This window comes from Sinorhizobium sp. Y406 (genome assembly GCF_058732025.1).
This window is the reverse complement of record NZ_CM178974.1, coordinates 635,988-656,276: the sequence shown is the minus strand read 5'-3', so window position 1 is coordinate 656,276 and position 20,289 is coordinate 635,988. Positions and strand designations below refer to the sequence as shown.

Sequence of the window (20,289 nt, the reverse complement as noted above, 5' to 3'; positions counted from 1 at the left end):
CGCGTAAGATGCGTCACTCTAGCCCCGCCCGAAGAAGGAGTTGGATCAAATTCCTTGATGAAACCGATTTTTTCGTGATGACTACCGCGTGGAGAAGGGGTTCAATCAGCGCGCGCGAAAAAATCCTGTGGAATTTAGGTCTTGTTAGTGGCGCTTCGATAAACCTCCAGGAGACAGGGAGCGGGAGGGACATCGGCGGCGCGTTTGTGCCGGAAGTGCGGTCGACGGCATTCGCAAACGCAGATTCTTGCCCCTGGGCCTTTTCACCATCACAGGCGCCCTCTACAACGGAAGCGGGGCGAAAGCGGGACTGACCATGCGGACAAATACCGGCCAGATCGTTCATCTGGAAGATTACCGACCGACCGATTTCGTTCTTGAGAGGGTGGACCTGACGTTCGAGCTCGACCCGAAGGAGACGAAAGTCGAGGCACGTCTGATCTTCCATCGACGCGAAGGCGCCAACCCCTCCGCCCCCCTGGTGCTCGACGGCGACGAACTGACCATGACCGGTCTTTTGCTCGATCAGGAGGAAATACCCGCTGCACTTTACGATGTGCTGGACGATACGCTGACGATCCGCGGACTGCCGGAGACGGCCCCTTTCGAGATTACGGTGACGACAGTCCTGTCGCCGGAATCCAACACCAAGCTGATGGGGCTCTATCGTACAAGCAATGTCTATTGCACGCAGTGCGAGGCTGAAGGCTTTCGCCGCATCACTTATTTTCCCGACCGCCCGGATGTGCTCGCCGTCTATACGGTCAACATCATTGCCGACAAGGCGACGGCGCCGCTCCTGCTTTCGAACGGCAACTATCTCGGCGGCGCCGACCTGGGCGACGGCCGCCATTTCGCTTCCTGGTTCGATCCGCACCCGAAGCCCAGCTACCTCTTCGCGCTGGTCGCTGGCGACCTGGGCGTCGTCGAAGACAAATTCATGACTGCTTCGGGCCGCGAAGTGGCGCTGAAGATCTATGTCGAGCACGGCAAGGAACCGCGCGCGGCCTACGCCATGGACGCGCTGAAACGCGCTATGAAATGGGACGAGGAAGTCTTCGGCCGCGAATACGATCTGGATATCTTCATGATCGTTGCCGTCTCCGATTTCAACATGGGCGCCATGGAGAATAAGGGGCTCAACGTATTCAACGACAAATACGTGCTCGCCGATCCGGAAACGGCGACCGATACGGATTACGCCAATATCGAAGCGATCATCGCGCATGAGTATTTCCACAATTGGACGGGAAACCGCATCACCTGCCGCGACTGGTTCCAGCTCTGCCTGAAAGAGGGCCTGACCGTCTACCGCGACCACGAATTCTCCGCCGACATGCGCTCGCGCGTCGTCAAGCGCATCGCCGAGGTGCGGCACCTGAAATCGGAACAATTTCCGGAGGATGCTGGGCCGCTCGCCCATCCGGTCCGGCCGGCGCAATATCGCGAGATCAACAACTTCTATACGACGACGGTCTATGAAAAAGGCTCCGAGGTGACGCGTATGATCGCCACGATCCTCGGACGCGATCTCTTCAAGAAGGGCATGGATCTCTATTTCGATCGCCATGACGGCCAGGCCGTGACGATCGAGGACTTCATCGCCTGCTTCGAGGATGCAAGCGGACGAGACCTCAGCCAGTTCTCTCTCTGGTACGAGCAGGCCGGCACGCCTTTGGTCAGCGCTTCCGGATCCTACGACACGGCCGCGCAGACCTTCACCCTTGCCCTGGAACAGACGGTGCCGCCGACGCCTGGCCAATCCGCCAAGAGGCCGATGCACATCCCGCTCCGCGTGGGCCTGCTTCTTGAGGACGGTAGCGAGGCCACCTTGAAACGCGCTTCGGGTGCGGACGTCACCGGCGACGTAATCCACCTGACGGAACGGAGGCAGACAGTCGTCTTCTCCGGCATTCCGTCGCGCCCCGTCCCCTCGTTCAACCGCGGCTTTTCCGCGCCCATCAATGTCCACATCGAACAGAGCGCCGAGGACCGGGCCCTGATCGCCCGCCACGAGGTCGATCTTTTCGCCCGCTGGCAGGCGCTGAACGCGATGGCATTGGACAATCTGGTCGAAGCTGCTGGCGAAGCTCGCGGGGCACGACCGATCACCTGCGACGAGTTGCTCGTCGAGGGTCTGCTGGCCGCCGCCGGCGACGATCGGTTGGAGCCGGCCTTCCGCTCGCAGGTCCTCTCCCTTCCAAGCGAGGCCGACATCGCCCGCGAGATCGGCCACGACAACGATCCCGATGCTATTCAAGCGGGCCGCCAGGCAATCCTGTCTGCCATTGCCGCGTCCGGCCGGAGCACCTTCGAGCGCCTTGCCGACGACATGGCATTGCCCGGCCCGTTCCGTCCGGATGCCACAAGCGCCGGCCAGCGTTCGCTCCGTAATGCGGCCCTTTCCTACCTCGTCTATGGCGACGGGCGGCCGGAAAGGGCGGCGGACGCTTTCCACTCTGCCAACAACATGACCGATCTGAGCCTGGCGCTGACACTGCTTGCACAGCGCTTCCCGGACGCGGAAGAGACGGCGGAGGCGCTAGCCGCCTTCAAGAAGCGCTTTGCCGACAATGCACTGGTCATCGACAAGTGGTTCGCCATCCAGGCGACTATCCCGGGTCCGGCCACTCTGGACCGGGTGAAGACGCTGATGTCTGACCCGCTTTTCAATGCCAGCAATCCCAACCGCGTGCGCTCCCTCGTCGGCACCTATGCCTTCTCCAATCCCACGGGCTTCAATCGCGCCGATGGCGAAGGCTATCGCTTCCTGGCGCGGCAGATCCTGGCGATCGACCCCCGCAATCCGCAGCTTGCGGCGCGCATCCTAACCTCGATGCGTTCATGGCGCTCGCTGGAGCAGACGAGAGCCGAACACGCTCGCGGCGCTCTCAAGGAAATCGCCGCGGCGTCAAGCCTCTCCGCCGATGTGAGCGACATCGTCGAGCGAATGTTGCAGGACGAAGGGCGGGCGTGACCAGGATGCGGGCACATTTGCCCGCATTGTCCAGCCTGGCGCACGAACGGCATTCCGGTCGCGCTATGACTTTCCAACGACGAAAAATGGTTAACAAATCTTCACCATCGCCTCTAGACAAGGCGAATCGCCGTGTGATTCATTGAGGCAGATTCGGGCGAACGGTGCGCCGAATCACTGAAACAGCCTGCATCCGGTCCATGCGCCCGGAGAAGGGATGATTCGGAGCGAGAGGATCAAGCGTCCCTCCGCATTCAGACATGCCGGGGCGCACTCGACAATGGCGGTAGGGACAGATGGCGGACGCGCGACGGGGAAGCGCAGCCGATGGGCGGTTGCGACTCAAATTTCCGGCCCTTGCCGGTCTGGAGCGAGAGATCATCGAGCAGGTGAAGCTCTTTGCCGAACCGGCCTCGCGCAAGCTCGCGAAGGCCGAGCCCATCCTCAAGCGCTCCATTCCGGTCCTCATCATCGCCTTTCTCCTGATCGTAGCGCTTTCGCGCATGTCGGGCATCATGGACGAGCATGCCCGCATGGAGACGAGTTCCCGCCAGACCGTCAGCTTGGCAGCGGCGGCGGCGGCGGCGGCCTTCCAGACTGACGGGTCGGTGCTTTTTTCCGAGGGGCGGCGCTGGGAGGCCGAGCAGCGGCTGGCGCGATACCTGCCCGCTGAAGCGCTCGACGCGGGTATATTCCTCCTGCTGGTCCGCCGGGACGGCCGCATCTTCGCCGGCACTAATGGCGGTGCGGACTTTGTCGGGCATGCGCTTGCCGCCATCGCGCCCGATGCCGCGATGCAGCAATATTACGGCGAAGGCTCCAGTGTCATGAAGGCGCCGATCGACGGCGCCCGGCATCTCATAGCCGTGATGCAGGTGCCGGCGTCCGCGGGGGTGGTCGTGGCGGCGACACCGATTTCCCAGTTCGAAACTGCCTGGCGCGATGACATTTCCCTCAACGTGACCCTGTTTGCCGGGATTTCGGCGATCCTGCTCGTCGTGCTCTATGCCTATTACATCCAAGCCAAGCGCGCGCGCGATGCCGATGCGATCTTCGCCGAATCGAACCTGCGCGTCGAAACCGCGCTGTCACGCGGCCGATGCGGCCTTTGGGATTTCGACCTCGCCAACCGGCGCCTGTTCTGGTCCCGCTCGATGTACGAGATGCTCGGCATGCCGGGAGACAGCAGCGTCCTGTCCTTTGGCGACGCCGCACGGCTCATGCACCCGGAGGACCGCAGCATCTATCGGGTGGCGCGGGCGATCGCCAAGGGCAACGAACGCCAGATCGACCAGGTGTTTCGGATGCGCCATGCGGACGGCCATTATGTTTGGCTCCGCGCCCGGGCGCAGGTCATCCGCACCGTTTCGGGCCGGGCTCACCTCATCGGCATTGCTATGGACGTGACCGAGCAGCATCGGCTCGCGCAACGCTATGCGGAGGCGGACCAGCGGCTTACCGACGCCATCGAGTGCACTTCGGAAGCTTTCGTCCTCTGGGACAAGCACGACCGTCTGGTCATGTGCAACACCCATTTTCAGCAGGCCTACCAGCTGCCCGACCACGTGCTCGTGCCGGGAACCGAGCGCGCGGTCGTGCATGCTGCCGCGGCAAAGCCGGTCGTCGAGCGGCGGGTGGCGGATCCGGACCGCAGCAACCACTCGCAAACCAGCGAAGTGCAACTCGCCGACGAGCGCTGGCTGCAGATCAACGAAAGGCGTACACGCGACGGCGGTCTCGTGTCTGTCGGCACCGATATCACGCTCCTGAAGCGCCATCAGGTGCGCCTGCGCGAATCGGAGCGGCGGCTGATGGCAACGATCGGCGATCTCTCCGCCTCGCGCATCACGCTCGAACGACAGAAGGCCGAGCTCTCGGTCGCCAATTCCAATTACCAGGCGGAAAAGGAGCGGGCAGAGGCCGCAAACCGCGCCAAGTCGGAATTCCTCGCCAACATGTCGCATGAGTTGCGCACGCCGCTGAACGCCATCCTCGGTTTCTCGGAGATACTGCAGAACCAGATGTTCGGTCCGCTCGGCTCGGAGAAATACCACGAATATTCACGTGATATCTTCGAAAGCGGCAAGCATCTGCTCAACGTCATTAACGACATTCTCGACATGTCGAAGATCGAGGCCGGGCACATGCGGATCGCACGCGAGAGGATCGACCTTGCACCATTGATCGAGGAAACGCTGCGCTTCACCACAATCCCGGCCGAGCAGAAGAATATCCGGATCGTACAGCAGGTGTCCTCCGGTCTGACGATGTTCGCCGACCGACGGGCAATGAAACAGGTGCTGCTCAACCTCCTCTCCAACGCTGTGAAGTTCACCAATGAAGGCGGGCGGATATCCTTGAGGGCGCGCAAAGTCCGCGGCGCCGTAACGCTGACCATTGCCGATTCCGGCATCGGCATCCCGAAGGATGCCTTGCAAAAAATCGGCCAGCCCTTCGAACAGGTTCAGAGCCAGTATGCCAAGAGCAAGGGCGGGTCCGGCCTCGGCCTTGCGATCTCCCGCTCGCTGACGCGCCTGCACGGCGGAACGATGAAAATCCATTCGGCCGAGAGCGTCGGTACGATCATCTCCGTCAGGATTCCCGATCGCGCCTGAGGTGGGTTCCGGTCTTTGCAGCGCCCTTTTCCACAGATCGGTTCGATTTTCGGAAAGCATGAGGCGCTAGCCTGCGACAATCGACTGGAATATTCGGCGCGTCGCCTTGGAGAGGCGGCGTATGTCGGCCTCGAGATGCTTCAGGTCGGGATAGTCGCCCGCCCGGCAGACGAGGTCGACGAGACCCGACGGCGCGTTTCGCGGATCGAAATCGCCATCTATGCAAAGGCGGACAATCTGCGATATCTCGGTGAACAGCGAAAGCGCCTCCAACGTGGTATCGAGGTCGTTTGCATCCATGAGAGCGGCGCCGAGCGTTTTCAACGCCTCCATCGTGTGGCTTCCTGGGGGCAGCGGCTTCACGCCCTTGGCCGGCGCGATCAGCGCCAGATATTGCGCGATGAACTCGATGTCGACGAGACCACCGGGGATGAGCTTGAAATCCCAGATGTCGTGCGGCGGCTTCTCCTTTTCGATCAGCGCGCGCATCTCCCCGACATCCTTGCGGATATTTTCGATGTCGCGCCTCTTAGAGAGCACCTCGGCGAAAATCGCCGCCGCCTCGCCGATCAGACCGGCATCTCCGCAGATGCAGCGCGCACGCGTCAGTGCCAGATGCTCCCAGGTCCAGGCCTCGTTTCGCTGGTATTTGGCAAAGGCGCTGATGCGCGTTGCGACCGGACCCTTGTTGCCCGACGGCCTTAGCCGCATGTCGACCTCGTAGAGAATGCCCTCCGCCGTCGGCGCGGAAAGGGCGGCGATCAGTCGCTGCGTCACGCGGGTGAAGTAGCGGACCGGATCCAGCGGCTTGGCGCCATCGGATACGGACGCCTCATCATCGAAGTCGTAGAGCAGAATGAGGTCCACGTCGGAACCAGCCGTCAGCTCATGACTACCGAGCTTGCCCATGCCGACGATCGCGACCCGCCCTGCGGGGAAGCGGCCATGCACGGCGCGGATCTCTTCGAGCACCGCCTCGAGCGCGGAGGCGATGATCAGGTCGGCGAGATCGGTGAAGGCCCGGCCTGCCTGCGGTCCGGTGATCACTCCCGTCAGGAGCCTGATCCCGATCAGGAAGCGCTGCTCGGCCGCGATGATGCGCAGGCGATCGAGCACATCCTCGTAGTGGCGGCCGCCCGCTACGAAATTGGCAATTCGCGGCGCAAGATAGTCACGCGTCGGAAGCTCGGCGAGAAGCCCCGGATCCAGCATGCCGTCGAAGACATGTGGCTTGGCGGCGATGATATCGGCAAGACGCGGGGCCGAAGACATGATGTTGACGATCAGCGACAGAAGCCCGGGATTGCTGCCGAGCAAGGAAAAAAGTTGTATGCCCGCCGGCAGCCCGGAGATGAACTGATCGAAGCGCAGAAGCGCCTCATCGGCACGCCGGCTCTCGCCGAAGACGCGCAGAAGCTCCGGTGTCAACTCCGTCAGCCGTTCGCGCGCCTCCACGGACTGAGTGGCCCGGTAGCGACCATAGTGCCAGGTGCGTATGATGCGGGCTATATCCGACGGGCGCTCGAAACCGAGCTTCTTCAGCGTCTGCAGCGTGTCCGGATCGTCCTGCTGGCCCGTGAAAACGAGATTGCCTGTCTCGCTCGAAAGCCGCGCCTCCTGCTCGAAGAGCTGGGCGTAGCGCCGCTCGACCGTCCGCAAGATGCCGGAGAACTGCGCCGCGAAAGAGGCCGTGTCGCTGAAACCGAGCATGCAGGCGATCCGCTTCAACTCCGACTCCGTCTCGGGCAGAAGATGCGTCTGCTCGTCGTGCACCATCTGGATCCGGTGCTCGACATCGCGCAGGAACCAATAGGCGTCGATCAGTTCATCCGCCGTCCCCGGATCTATCCAGCCGGTATCTGCGAGAGCACGCAGCATCGCTTCGGTCGCGCGCAGCCGAAGCGCCGGCATGCGTCCGCCGGCGATCAGTTGCTGCGTCTGGACGAAGAACTCGATCTCGCGGATGCCACCCCGGCCGAGCTTGATATTGTGCCCCTTGACCGCGATTTCGCCGTGACCCTTGTGCACATGTATTTGCCGCTTGATCGAGTGGATATCGGCGATCGCCGCATAATCGAGATATTTGCGGAAGACGAAGGGTGTCAGTTCCTTGAGGAAACGCTCGCCTGCCTGGAGGTCGCCAGCGACCGGCCGCGCCTTGATGAAGGCGGCGCGCTCCCAGTTCTGGCCCCGGCTCTCGTAATAGAGCATCGCCGCCTCGACGGGGATCGCGAGCGGGGTGGAACCCGGATCCGGGCGAAGGCGCAGGTCCGTGCGGAAAACGTAACCGTCGCCGGTTCTCTCCTGCAGGATGCGGACCAGCCGTCTCAAGAGCCGCGCGAAGGTCTCCGGCGCCTCGTCGGGTCGCAGCAGGATGACGGATTGCGGATCGTAGAAGACCACGAGATCGATGTCGGAGGAATAATTGAGTTCCGCCGCACCGAGCTTGCCCATACCGAGCACGACAAGGCCGGAACCGGCGCTCGGTTTGGCCGCGTCCTTCAATGCAAACTTGCCGCTCTCCTCTGCGCTCAACAGCAGGTGATCGACCGCCGCAGACACAGCCGCGCCCGCGAAATCGCTCAGCCAGCGCGTCGTTTCCCGGCCGTCGAAGAGTCGGGCGAGATCGGCAAGGGCGATGGCGAAGGCAATCTCGCGTTTGGCTCGCCGCAGCCGCGACATCACTTCCGCGTCCGGCAGTGCCACGCCCGTCCCCTCCGCTTTCCATGCCACCCGCGCGGCATCGATCCGTCGCTCGAGAAATAGAGGCAGGGATTCGGCAAGCAAAGCCTCGAGAATGGCCGGGTGGCTGCCGAGCGTATCGCGCAAGAAGGGGGAGAGCGCGAAAGCGGCGACGAGGAAGTTCTTGAGCGGTGCTTCGGAGGCCAGCAGCGCAGTGAGTGCCTCACGCCCTTTGGCCGCGTCCTTCAGAGCGGCAAGCGACGCCTTCGCCTCGGCCTGACTTCCGGGCCGGATGTGCACCGCATCGATATCGGACAGCCGTCTTTCCCTCGCCGCCTGCATCCAATCCCTCCCCATCACAATCGATCTATCAGGCCAAAGCGGTCGGGAAAACCATGCGTACCGTCAATCCCGTGCCGTCCGGTTCAGTCGCCGTGAGTTCCAGTGAGCCATGGTGCATCTCCATGACCGCTTCGACAAGCGAGAGGCCGAGCCCGGTCCCAGGCTTCGATCGGCTCTCGTCGAGCCGCACGAACCGTTTGAGGACCTCGCTGCGCATGCCGGCCGGAACGCCGGGGCCGTGGTCTGCAACCGACAGCAGGACATTGCCCTCGCTCTCCTTCATTTCCACCCGGATCAGCGGATTTTCCGCCCCCTCGGCATATTTGACGGCATTGTCGAGTAGGTTGCCCAGCGCCTGACCGATAAGCTCGCGATTGCCCGCAACTGTCACTTTGGGCTCGATGGCGGTCTCCAGCCGTAGCGCACTTTCCTCCGCGAGCGGTTCGTAGAGTTCGACGCAATCGGCGACGATGCCGGTCAGATCGACTTCGCTCATCTCCGCAACGGCGGATCCTGCCTCGACGCGCGAAATCATCAAGAGCGCATTGAAGGTGCGGATCAGTTGATCGGACTCGGCGATGATCTCCTCGAGAGAGGCGCTCTGATTTTCGCGGCTGGCAAGCGCCGCCTCAGCCTTGTTGCGCAGTCGTGTCAGCGGCGTCTTGAGGTCGTGCGCGATGTTGTCGGACACCTGTTTCAGGCCTTCATTGAGCTTCTCGATGCGGCCGAGCATCGTGTTCAGCGATTCCGAAAGCCGGTCGAACTCGTCGCCGGATCCGCTCATCGGCAGGCGCTGCGACAGGTCGCCCCCCATGATCTTGGTGCTTGCCTCGGACATGCGGTCGATGCGCTTCAGGGCGTTACGTCCGATGCCGAACCAGATCACCAGCGCGCCGAGCCCCATGATGCCGAGGGCGACCACCAGGGCCTGACGGACGAGGACGCGAAACTTCTCCGGCTCCTGCAGGTCGCGGCCGACCAGGATCCTGAGGCCATTGTCGAGCACGATCACCTGGGCAAGCGCCACATGACTATCGGCGCGGCTCTCGTCGGTAAAGCGGCGGTATCGGAACGGCTCGGGTGTCCAGCCCGCGTCATCGAGCAGGCCGGGTTCAAGACTGGCCACATTGCCGGCGAGTATTTCCCCTGCCGGGCCGGCGATGACATAGAGATTGGCGCCGGGCTGGCGCGCACGGCGTTCGAGTGTCCGCAGCAGGCCGCTGATGCCGGCACGCTCGTACACGCCCTCGATCTGTAACGCCTCGGCAGCGACAGCTTCGCGCGTCTGCTGTTCCAGCAGACGTTCGGACATGCCGGTGACGTAGAATACGAGAATGGCGGCGCAAAGGGAGAAGAGTACGAGATAGAGTGCGGAGAGCCTGACCGCCGTCGTCCTGGACAGAACGCCGAACCTGCTCATGTTTCAGACGCCTGGTCGTCCTTGATCATATAACCTGCGCCCCGAACGGTTCTGAGCAGGGGCGGGTCGAAATCCTTCTCGATCTTCGAGCGCAGGCGCGAGACGTGGACGTCGATGACGTTGGTCTGAGGGTCGAAGTGGTAGTCCCAAACGTTCTCGAGCAGCATGGTGCGCGTGACCACCTGGCCTGCATTCTTCATGAGATATTCGAGCAGGCGGAACTCGCGCGGCTGCAGTGAAATCTCCTTGCCCTGCCGTCTGACCGAATGGGAGAGCCGGTCCAGTTCGAGGTCGCCGACGCGGTAGACCATGTCCTGCTCCGGCGCTCCCTTTCTCCGGCCGAGCACTTCAACCCGCGCCAGGAGTTCGCTGAAGGCATAAGGCTTCGGCAGATAGTCGTCGCCCCCGGCGCGAAGGCCCGTGACGCGATCGTCGACCTGGCCGAGAGCGGAGAGGATGAGCACCGGCGTGTGGACATCCCTGCGCCTGAGCTCGGAGATCAGCGACAGTCCGTCGCGACGCGGCAGCATCCGGTCGACCACGATCACGTCGTAGGCGTTTTCGCTTGCCATGAACAGGCCGCTCTCGCCGTCGCTTGCATGGTCGGAAACGATACCCGCCTCACGAAACGCCTTGGCGAGATAGGCCGCTGCCTCCAGGTCGTCTTCAACAATGAGAATCTTCATACGCATGACCATAATCCCGGACCTCTGATCGTCTCAACCGGTTTCGGATCGCAAGCAGCCCGAACGCCGCGGTGTCATGGGCCGCAGCAGATCGGGTCGAAACGGAAGCCGCCGCGACGATCGCGGCGGTTCGGCCACGCGCCGAGACGCGGGCGGGGAAGATCCTTCGACCATTCCCTCCCGCACCCGGTCCGGTCTCTTGATAGATCAGCCCTGGTCGATCGGCAGCGCCACGAAGCGGCTGCCTTCCGCAGCTTCGATCTGGAAGAGCGCCTTGCTGCGGCCATCCTTCCGGGCAGCGTCGATCACCTTGAGAATCTCGTCCGCCGACGTCACATTCTGATTGTTGACGGAGACGATCTTTTCGCCTTCCTTCAAGCCGCGATCGCCGGCATCGGACTCCGGATCGACCGAGGTGATCGTGACGCCCTTGCCGTCATCCGACGGAGTGACCGCCAGGCCGAGATCGGAAAGCGTTTCCTCACCCGTCTGTCCCTGATCGGGCCGCCCGTCACCACTGTCGGGAGTCGCACTCGCGGTGTCGTTCGGCAGAGTTCCAATCTCGAGCTTGATGCTCTCCGACTTGCCATTGCGCCACAGCGTGACGTCGGCGGTCGTACCCGGATTGAGCGCCGCCACTCGCCGTGCGAGATCACGCGGATCCTTGATCGGCTCGCCATTGAGGGCTGTCACCACATCGCCCTGCTTGATGCCTGCCTTTTCCCCCGGCGAACCCGGCTGCGGCTCGACAACGAGGGCGCCCTTCGCTTCGGAAAGGCCGAGCGATTCGGCGATGTCCTTGGTTACAGGCTGGATCTGGACGCCGAGCCAGCCGCGCGAGACACTGCCGTCTTTGATGAGATCTTGGACAACGTCCTTCGCCACCGATGCGGGGATGGCGAAGGCAATGCCGACATTGCCGCCAGACGGAGAGAAGATCGCCGTGTTGATGCCGACAACCTGGCCCGCAAGGTCGAAGGTGGGGCCGCCGGAGTTGCCGCGGTTCACCGCCGCGTCGACCTGCAGATAATCGTCATAGGGACCGGAGCCGATATCGCGGCCACGGGCTGAGACGATACCCGCGGTGACCGTGCCGCCAAGACCGAATGGGTTGCCGACGGCGACCACCCAATCGCCCACGCGCACCTTGCTGTCGTCGGCAAAGCTGACATAGGCAAACTTGCGCTTGGCATCGACCTTGAGCACGGCAAGGTCCGTGCGCTGATCCTTGCCTACGAGCTTGGCATCAAGCTCCGTGCCGTCGTTCAGGATGACGGTGAAGGCCGAGCCGTCGGAAACGACGTGGTTGTTGGTGACGAGATAGCCGTCTTCGCTGATGAAGAAGCCGGAGCCCTGTGCCCGCGGACGGAGCCGGCCTTCACGCGGCCCGTGACGATCACGCCAGCGATCGGCTCGATCGCCGTCACGCGGAGCCGGGCCGCCGAATTCGCGAAAGAAGCGCTTCAGCGGGTGATCGTCCGGCAGATCCTCGAAGCCGCGGCCGAAGTCGAAGCTGAAATTGCCGGCCTGTTCATCGGAGACCTGCATGCGCGATTGCACCCGAACGGAGACGACCGCCGGGGAAACGGCTTCGACGACATCGGCAAAACTGGGAACGGCCGGGGCCTGAACTTGCACCGCCTCTGCAAAGGAGTGCGATATCTGCGCCGGAATGCCGGTCGTAAGCATCACCGCGGCAACGCCGGCGACCGTGGACGTCTTCAGAATGGTCTTGAGAGAGGGACGCAGGGATTTCTTCGTGGACATTCGATTTGCCTTTTCTCTTCCATGGAGCTCCGCGGGTCGGCGGTGGCTCGAAACCGTTGCTGCCAGGATCCGGATGCCCGTTACCTGATCGTCTGATTGGCTGCGACTGGAGGAACAGCCGATGAAGCAAGATTTAATGGAAGGGACCTTACTGAGTTCTGTCCGCCAGATGAACTTTTCGTAATGTTGGCAAGACATGCCGGAGAATTGGCCTCTTTCACGGCGCGCAAACCGCTAACGGCTGATCGCATTTGCTTTTCGCACAGCCGGATACCGTTGCCGAAACACCTTCAGGATCGCATGAGCTTGTCCAGTCGTGCCTGCTCCTCGTCGGAAAGTGGCGCTCCCGCCGTCCGGCCACCACGGCGGCGCGCAGCGAAAAAAATGGTGCCTGCACCGACGAGCAGCAGAACGACCGGCATGCCCCAGAGAATCAGGGTCTTGGCCCCGAAGCGCGGTTTCAGGAGCACGAAGTCGCCATAGCGCGACACGATATAGTTAATCACCGCCTCATCGCTGTCGCCGTTCTTCAGGCGCTCGCGCACGAGCACTCTCAGGTCCTTCGCAAGTTCTGCATTGGAATCGTCGATCGACTGGTTTTGGCAAACCATGCAGCGCAGCTCCGCGGAGATCTCCCGCGCCCGCGCCTCGAGCGCGGGGTCGGCAAGCACCTCATCCGGATTGACCGCGAGAGCCGGTCCGAGGGACGCCAGGCAGAGGCAGAGCGCGAGAAGGACGCGGATCATTCGGCAGCTCCCGCAGCGAGTTGGGGTGACTTCCTGGCGCGCGACGGGGCGCCGACTCGCAGGCGGCGGTCGCTCAGGGAAACGAGACCGCCAGCCATCATGATCAGCGCCCCCCCCCAGATGCACAGGATCAGGGGTTTCCACCAGATGCGTACGACAATGCCGCCGCCGGACATTTCGTCGCCGAGCGAAACATAGAGCTGGCTCAGACCGAAGGTCCTGATCCCGGCTTCCGTGGTCGGCATCCTGCGGGCCGAGTAAAGGCGCTTGGACGACCAGATCTCGTTGAGTTGGACACCGTCGCGGCTGACGGTGAAGTGTCCCGTATCTTCCGAATAGTTCGGGCCGCGCCCCTCTCGCATGCCGTCGAAGCGCAACGTGTAGCCGCCGGCATCCGCCAGCATTCCCGGCTTCATTTCCGCCACGGTCTCCGTCCCATAGGCCGTAGCCGCAACGATGCCGATCAGCGTGACGCCGAGGCCGGCATGGGCGAGCGCTGTGCCAAAGACCGAGCGCGGCAGGCCGAGAAGGCGCCTCAGGGCGATGCGGCCCGCGACCTTGCCAAGCCCGGATCGAAGCACGAGATCGGTCATCGCCCCGAGCACCAGAAAGGCGCCGAGGCCGATGCCCAAGGGCGCAAGAAGCGGCCCGCCGCTTTTCGCATAAGACATGACTGCAGCGGCCAGAATGCCCATGGCGGCAGCGACGAAGAGCCGTTGAGCGGCGCCGGAGAGGTCACCCCGCTTCCATGCGAGCAGCGGCCCGAAAGGAACGACGAAGAGCAACGGCAGCATCAGGAGACCGAAGGTCATGTTAAAGAAAGGCGCACCGACCGAGATCTTGTCGCCGGTCAAGGCTTCCAACAACAAGGGATAGAGTGTTCCGGTCAGCACCGTCGCAGTCGCCGTGGTCAGAATCAGGTTGTTGAGGACGAGCGCGCCCTCGCGCGAGATCGGCGCGAATAGCCCACCCGCCTTCAGATGCGTGGCGCGCAAGGCGAAGAGCGCGAAGGCGCCGCCGATGAAAATGACGAGAATTGCCAGGATGAAGACGCCACGCGTCGGATCGGTCGCGAAGGCATGGACCGATGTCAGCACGCCCGAACGCACCAGGAAGGTGCCGAGCAGCGAAAGCGAGAAGGTGAGAATCGCCAAAAGCACGGTCCAGATCTTCAGCGCTTCGCGCTTTTCCATCACGAGGGCGGAATGAAGCAGTGCGGTACCGGCAAGCCAGGGCATGAAGGAGGCGTTCTCGACCGGATCCCAGAACCACCAGCCGCCCCAGCCGAGTTCGTAATAGGCCCAGTAGGAACCCATGGCGATGCCCGCCGTCAGGGCCGTCCAGGCGGCGAGCGTCCAGGGCCTTACCCATCGTGCCCATGCCGCATCGATCCGCCCCTCGATCAGGGCCGCGATAGCAAAGGAGAAGCAGACGGAAAAGCCGACATAGCCGAGATAGAGCAGCGGCGGATGGATTGCGAGGCCGATGTCCTGAAGGACCGGGTTCAGGTCCCTACCCTCACCCGGGGCTGGGACGAGGCGGGCGAAGGGATTGGACGTAAGCAGAATGAAAAGGGTGAAGGCCGTGGTGATCCAGGCCTGCACCGCAAGTACGTTCGCCTTCAATGTCGCCGGCAGGTTGCGGCCGAATAGGGCGACGAGCATGGAGAAGAAAACGAGGATCAAAAGCCACAGGAGCATCGAGCCCTCGTGGTTTCCCCAAACGCCCGAAATCTTATAAATCAAAGGTTTCAGGGAATGCGAGTTTTCCCAGACGTTCCTGACCGAGAAATCGGACACGACATAGGCAAAGGTCAGCACCGCGAATGCGAAGACGACGAGCAGGAAGGAGGCGACCGCGGCGCCTCCCGCCAATTCCATCATGGATTGGTCACCGCGTTTTACGCCCAGGATCGGCAACACCGCCTGGACGATCGCCGTTGCAAGGGCCAACACCAGCGCGTAGTGCCCGAGCTCGATGATCATTTGATATTTTCCTTCCCGCCAAGCGTGACGCCCTGCGCCTGCAGCCGGTCCGCCACATCCTTCGGCATATAGGTCTCGTCGTGCTTCGCCAGCACCGTATCGGCAACGAAGACGGAGCCGCCGGCAACGAATGCGCCCTCCGCCACCACACCTTGCCCCTCGCGGAAGAGATCCGGCAGGATGCCCGTATAGGTCACGGGCACCGATGCGAGCGTATCGGTGACGCTGAAGGTGACCGTCTTGCCCTCGCCGCGCTTGACGGAGCCCACCTCGACCAATCCGCCGAGCCGGATGCGCGTCCCGGGCGCAACACTGGTCTTCTCCAGATCACCGGGAACATAGAAATAGGCCACCGCCTGGCTGAAGGCAAACATGACGAGCAGCACCGCGGCGGTGAGGAACCCAACGCCGCCCCCAATGATTGCCAACCGCTTTTGTTTACGCGTCATTCTTGCTCTCCGCCGGCATCGAGGCCGAGTTCCCGCCCCACAGACAGCAACTGCTTGCCCTCATCGCCCTTGGCCGGGAATTCCTTCAGACCTTGCCGTAATGCATCCTCGGCCTTGTCTCTTTGATCGAGCACAACATAGGACCGGACGAGGCGCAGCCATCCCTCGAGATTGGCGGGATCGTCTTTCAGCCGCGCCGCCAGGCTATCGACCATGCCGCGGATCATCGCCTGCCGGTCGCCGGCGTTCATCTCTTCGGCGGCCGCGATGTCATCGGATGTCGGGTCTGCGGGCGCCGCGCCGCCGTCGGCCGGCTTTCTGTTCGCGAGCTCCGCGATGTGCTGGGTGACCAGCGGCAGCCAGGGCGCATCGGCGGGCGAAGTGTCGGCGAGCTTGCGGAACGCTGCGAGTGCGGCAGCCTGCTTTCCTTCCTGTTTCAAACCCAGCGCCAGATAGAATTCCGAACGCGGATCATGGGGATCGAGCGCCAGCGCTTTTTTCAACGCGTCCTGGGCTTCCGCGGTGACGAGCCCGCCGGACTGAACGATCAGGGCTTCCGCATAGCCGCCTAGCCGCGCCGCCGTCGGGCCGACCAGTCGGATCGCTCGCTCATAGGCGGCAGCCGCGTCGTCCACGCGGCCGTTGCGCATGTAAATCGGCGCCAGCACATCCCAACCTGCGCCATCCTCAGGGTTGACGGCGAGATGGTTCTCGGCCTTGGCAATCAGAATGTTGATGTCCTCGCCGGGATTTGCCAGCCGCTCGGCCAGCGGCTGGGCCGGCACGCCCGGACTGCCAGTCGTCAGGTAAAGTCCAAGCCCAACGGCCGGCAGGCAGAGAAGGATGAAGACCTGCGCCATCCGGTTCGAAAGAACCTGCTTCGGCACGCTTCGGGCCGGTTCGTCGGCTGCGCTCGCCGCAAGCAGCCGGCGCGCGATCTCCGCCCTCGCAAGTTCCGCGTCTTCCTCGCTGATCAGCCCGGCCCCGCGATCCCGCTCCAACTCCTCGAGTTGGTCGCGGTAGACTTCAATGTCATGGCTGTGGGCAGACGGGAGCGGCGAAGCCGCCCGCATCAGCGGCAAGAGGAGCACGATAGCGACAGCCGCCGTCAGGGCGGCGACGAGAATCCAGAACAACATGATGGGGAAATACTATGCGGGCCCTGTCATTCCAACTCGAAAACCGGAAATGACGGAGATTTGAGGCGTTTCGCCGCAAGGACCTATCCGGAGCCGTTCGGCCCGGAGATCCCGAGCGCGAGGAGCGGAGTTCCGTCGATGACCGCCTCAGGTCAAGGGCGTCCAGCTTCCGTCGCTGTTGCGGCACGCCGCACCGTGCGCTTTCGTCGACTGCCCCCTGACGGTGACCGTGTGGCTGTACTGGCGGCAGTTCTGCGAGCCGACCTGATAGGGAGCGGCGGCAACTACGGAACCGCTCACGCCCTGCCCTTCCCAGAGGACCGGTTGGCCACCGGGTGCTGCTTCCAGGGCGCGGTATTCCGCCTCCAGTGCCCTTTGCCGATCCGACTTGCCGAGATCGACGCCGGAAAGGCGCGCGATGATCCCACCCTGTAGTGCCTCGATATAGGTCGACGACGACACGCTGCGGGTCGTGGTTGGGGCGAGAGCGGCGGCTGCGGTCCCGCGCGATCCGCTCGAAGTAGCGCAGCCGGCAAGCGTCACGGCCGATGCGACGATTGCGATCCTGCCGCCCGAAGCAAGGGCCTGCCCAAATTCTGCGCCAATCCTCATGATACGCGACTACTCGTTCTCGAATTTACTGGCGCCGCCCCGATGGGAACGGCACGAACAGGTTTTCTTTTTGCACCCCTCCACCGCCCGAGGCAACCGCACCCGGTGTCGACTGCGATATTTTCGGTTACCGGTGTGACCGCCGGATCACGATGCGTTGTTTCCGGAGAAGCCGCATTTCGGACGAACGCCCGCTGTCCTCGCCGCCCGGATTGCCTTTCGGGGGACCTCCCTAGACCGCGACCGGCAGAAGAAGCTTGGCGCGCAAGCCCCCCTCGTCGCGACGGCAAAGCTCCAGGCTGCCCTGATACTCGCCCACGATCTCGCTCACGATCGAAAGCCCGAGCCCCGTTCCGGGCTTGCTCTCGTCGAGCCTCTTGCCGCGCTTCATGGCCAGAGCGATCTGGTCCGGATAGAGGCCGGGGCCGTCGTCTTCGATCTGCAACACGACCCATTCACGACCCGGTTCCTTGCTGCGTTCTTCCTCGGAGGCCGGCTTGACGCTCAACCAAACATGGTCGCGCGCGTATCGCGCAGCATTTTCAAGTAGATTGCCAACCGTTTCTTCGACATCCTGCTGCTCCATGGCCAGCACCAGCCCCGCCGGATGAACTGACAGGCTGAATTCCTTCTCCGGATTGAGGCGCCGCATCACACGGACGATCCTTTCGAGCGCCGGCTGAGCTTCGGTCCGCGCCAGGACCGACCCGCGCTGCGCCGCGATTCGGGCGCGGCTCAGATAGGATTGCACCTGTGTCTGCATCGCATCCGCCTGCATCCTGATCAACTCGCCATGCGGCACCTCCAGCACCCGCGCCTCGTTGAGTAGCACGGCGATCGGCGTCTTCAGCGAATGAGCAAGATTGCCGACCTGCATGCGCGCGCGCTCGACGATGCGGCGGTTGCTGTCAATCAACGCATTTACCTCATTGGCGAGCGGCTGGATTTCGCGCGGGAACGCCCCATCCAGCCGTTCGCTCTCGCCGGTGCGGATCTTCTCGAGCGAGCGGCGCACCTGGTCGAGCGGTTTCAAGCCAAAAAGAATCGTCAGGGCATTCATGCCAAGGCCGCCGAGGCCGAAGATGGAGAGCGCTATCGTCAGGTTGCGGGTGAAGCGATCGATGTCCGCCTCGAGCACATTGCGGTTGCCCGCCACTCGGAAGCGCGCCGCGTGGCCTTCAATGTCAAGAACCACCTCGGTTTCCGCCACTTCGACCTGATTTCCGAAAGGGTCCTCGGTGGTATAAAAGCGCTCGTAGCGTATGTCGAAGGGCACCTCGTCGACGCTGACGATCGGCAATTTCGCCGTGCCCAGCGAAGTCGACAGGAGGGGCGGCGTATTGAACTCGCCGATCGGCTCGACGATCCAGTACCAGCCGGTCTGCGGCTGCGAAAAGCGCAGGTCGCCAAGTTGCGGGCTGCCCGAGAGGGAGCCGTTCTCGCCGACCGAGATCGAGTTGATCACGTTATAGAGCTGCGCCCGCAAGAGGTCCTGAAAGCCGCGCTCCGATCCCTGCCTGTAAAGCGCGGAGATGACGACCCCGATTACGACCAGGGCAACGACCGCCCAGCCGGTCGATACCGCCAGAACGCGGGCCGTGAGGGATCTAATTGCCATTGCCAGGGGCTTGCATGCGATAACCGAGGCCGCGCACCGTCTCGATCAGGTCATTGCCGATCTTCTTGCGAAGCCGGCCGATGAAGACCTCGATTGTGTTGGAGTCGCGATCGAAGTCCTGATCGTACATGTGCTCGACGAGTTCCGTGCGGGAGACCACCTGCCCCATGTGATGCATGAGATAGGAGAGCAGGCGGAACTCGTGCGAAGTCAGCTTCAGCGCCACGCCGTCGACCGTCGCCTTCGATCCCTTCGTATCGAGACGCACCGGCCCGCAAATGATCTCTGAACTCGCATGCCCCGCGGCGCGGCGGATCAGTGCTCGGATACGGGCAAGCACTTCTTCGACGTGAAAGGGCTTGGCGACGTAATCGTCGGCGCCGGCGTCGATGCCGGCCACCTTGTCGCTCCAGCGGTCGCGCGCCGTCAAAATCAGCACGGGCATGAGCTTGCCGTCGCCGCGCCACTTCTCGAGCACGGTGATCCCGTCCATTTCCGGCAGGCCGATGTCGAGGATCACCGCATCATAGGGTTCAGTATCGCCGAGGTAATGGCCCTCCTCGCCATCGAAGGCCTGGTCGACGACATAACCGGATTCCTTCAACGCCTCGGCCAATTGCCTGTTCAGGTTGGCGTCGTCCTCGACAATCAGAATGCGCATCTCTCGTCTAAAGCCCCTTGTTCTTTGTGCGGGGCGCAGAAGCCTACATGGGGACCCTTACGGTCAACTTCTTCGGCCGCCCGCCATTGCCAGGGATTAGCACGGTCACGACGCACTTGCCATCGGATGTCGGTTGGGCGGAAAGCAATTCACCGCCCGTCTCAGCCACCACTTGCGCGGCTGCGACGCTGCAATCGCCAGCCGCACTGACGACAGCCGCAGGCACAGTGACGGCAGGCGGTGGGAAGCCTGCGAGGCCTGCGGCAAGCGCGGCTATGATTACTTGTGAAGACATGAATGCACTTTCGACTTGGGAAGCAACATGGAGGTTTTTTTATCCGATATAGGCTGAATGGCAAATGAATGCCCCCTCAACGCCGGTGCAGACCCGGCGCGTGGCGCACGGGTCACGCCTCCGACCCTGAAAAGCGATTCATTTGAATCCTTTGGCGGCCAATCATCAAAAATCACATCAGCCACTCCGCACACTGAAAGCGCCCTCGCTCATCTCCCAGCGTCGCGCGCCTTCGCAGACGCGCAAAGATCGCTGTAGCCTTTTGGATCTGCGCATCGAGCCTTTTCCCAAAATC

Annotated in this window: 14 protein-coding genes; 2 read left to right on the top strand and 12 right to left on the bottom strand. The window is 62.8% G+C overall.

Annotated elements, in window-relative coordinates; translation table 11 throughout:
• Positions 1 to 316 precede the first annotated feature (316 nt).
• Together pepN and AC4P1R_RS03160 are read left to right on the top strand one after the other, a co-directional pair.
• Positions 317 to 2,977: an aminopeptidase N gene (pepN, locus tag AC4P1R_RS03165; RefSeq protein WP_492177404.1), complete on the top strand. Its 2,661-nt coding sequence runs from the start codon at positions 317 to 319 to the stop codon at positions 2,975 to 2,977.
• 296 nt (positions 2,978 to 3,273) lie between these two features.
• Positions 3,274 to 5,592 carry a PAS domain-containing sensor histidine kinase gene (locus AC4P1R_RS03160; RefSeq protein ID WP_069460513.1) on the top strand — a complete coding sequence of 773 codons (2,319 nt, stop codon included), beginning with the start codon at positions 3,274 to 3,276 and terminating at the stop codon, positions 5,590 to 5,592.
• Positions 5,593 to 5,658: 66 nt separating this feature from the next.
• Here AC4P1R_RS03160 and AC4P1R_RS03155 read toward each other — a convergent pair whose 3' ends face one another.
• The 12 genes from AC4P1R_RS03155 to AC4P1R_RS03100 all read right to left on the bottom strand — a co-directional run bounded on the left by AC4P1R_RS03155 (position 5,659) and on the right by AC4P1R_RS03100 (position 19,994).
• A complete protein-coding gene (locus tag AC4P1R_RS03155; RefSeq protein ID WP_151610962.1) occupies positions 5,659 to 8,616 on the bottom strand; it encodes a bifunctional [glutamine synthetase] adenylyltransferase/[glutamine synthetase]-adenylyl-L-tyrosine phosphorylase in 2,958 nt (985 codons plus the stop codon).
• A 28-nt stretch (positions 8,617 to 8,644) separates the two neighbouring features.
• The gene (locus AC4P1R_RS03150; RefSeq protein WP_069460511.1) at positions 8,645 to 10,036 is read right to left on the bottom strand and encodes a sensor histidine kinase; all 1,392 of its coding nucleotides are present in this window, start codon (positions 10,034 to 10,036) and stop codon (positions 8,645 to 8,647) included.
• Positions 10,033 to 10,734, bottom strand: a complete 702-nt coding sequence (locus AC4P1R_RS03145) for a response regulator transcription factor (RefSeq protein ID WP_069460510.1) — start codon at positions 10,732 to 10,734, stop codon at positions 10,033 to 10,035. The genes AC4P1R_RS03150 and AC4P1R_RS03145 overlap by 4 nt, the downstream gene beginning before the upstream one ends.
• A gap of 195 nt (positions 10,735 to 10,929) precedes the next feature.
• A complete protein-coding gene (locus AC4P1R_RS03140; RefSeq protein ID WP_069460509.1) occupies positions 10,930 to 12,489 on the bottom strand; it encodes a Do family serine endopeptidase in 1,560 nt (519 codons plus the stop codon).
• 290 nt (positions 12,490 to 12,779) lie between these two features.
• On the bottom strand, positions 12,780 to 13,235 hold the full coding sequence (locus AC4P1R_RS03135) for a cytochrome c-type biogenesis protein (protein WP_069460508.1): 456 nt from the start codon (positions 13,233 to 13,235) through the stop codon (positions 12,780 to 12,782).
• Complete coding sequence (locus AC4P1R_RS03130; RefSeq protein WP_069460507.1) at positions 13,232 to 15,220, bottom strand: heme lyase CcmF/NrfE family subunit; 1,989 nt, start codon at positions 15,218 to 15,220, stop codon at positions 13,232 to 13,234. The genes AC4P1R_RS03135 and AC4P1R_RS03130 overlap by 4 nt, the downstream gene beginning before the upstream one ends.
• A complete protein-coding gene (gene ccmE / locus AC4P1R_RS03125) occupies positions 15,217 to 15,669 on the bottom strand; it encodes a cytochrome c maturation protein CcmE (protein WP_069460506.1) in 453 nt (150 codons plus the stop codon). The genes AC4P1R_RS03130 and ccmE overlap by 4 nt, the downstream gene beginning before the upstream one ends.
• Positions 15,666 to 16,808, bottom strand: coding sequence for a c-type cytochrome biogenesis protein CcmI (gene ccmI, locus AC4P1R_RS03120; RefSeq protein WP_069460505.1), 1,143 nt, complete (start codon positions 16,806 to 16,808; stop codon positions 15,666 to 15,668). Before ccmI ends, ccmE begins: the two co-directional genes overlap by 4 nt.
• Positions 16,809 to 16,955: 147 nt before the next feature.
• Positions 16,956 to 17,420, bottom strand: a complete 465-nt coding sequence (locus tag AC4P1R_RS03115) for an RT0821/Lpp0805 family surface protein (RefSeq protein ID WP_069460504.1) — start codon at positions 17,418 to 17,420, stop codon at positions 16,956 to 16,958.
• Between the two features lie 232 nt (positions 17,421 to 17,652).
• Positions 17,653 to 19,038: a sensor histidine kinase gene (locus AC4P1R_RS03110; RefSeq protein WP_069460503.1), complete on the bottom strand. Its 1,386-nt coding sequence runs from the start codon at positions 19,036 to 19,038 to the stop codon at positions 17,653 to 17,655.
• The gene (gene feuP, locus AC4P1R_RS03105; RefSeq protein WP_069460502.1) at positions 19,028 to 19,699 is read right to left on the bottom strand and encodes a two-component system response regulator FeuP; all 672 of its coding nucleotides are present in this window, start codon (positions 19,697 to 19,699) and stop codon (positions 19,028 to 19,030) included. Before feuP ends, AC4P1R_RS03110 begins: the two co-directional genes overlap by 11 nt.
• A 43-nt stretch (positions 19,700 to 19,742) precedes the next feature.
• Positions 19,743 to 19,994 carry a hypothetical protein gene (locus AC4P1R_RS03100; RefSeq protein ID WP_069460501.1) on the bottom strand — a complete coding sequence of 84 codons (252 nt, stop codon included), beginning with the start codon at positions 19,992 to 19,994 and terminating at the stop codon, positions 19,743 to 19,745.
• Between the last annotated feature and the right edge of the window lie 295 nt (positions 19,995 to 20,289).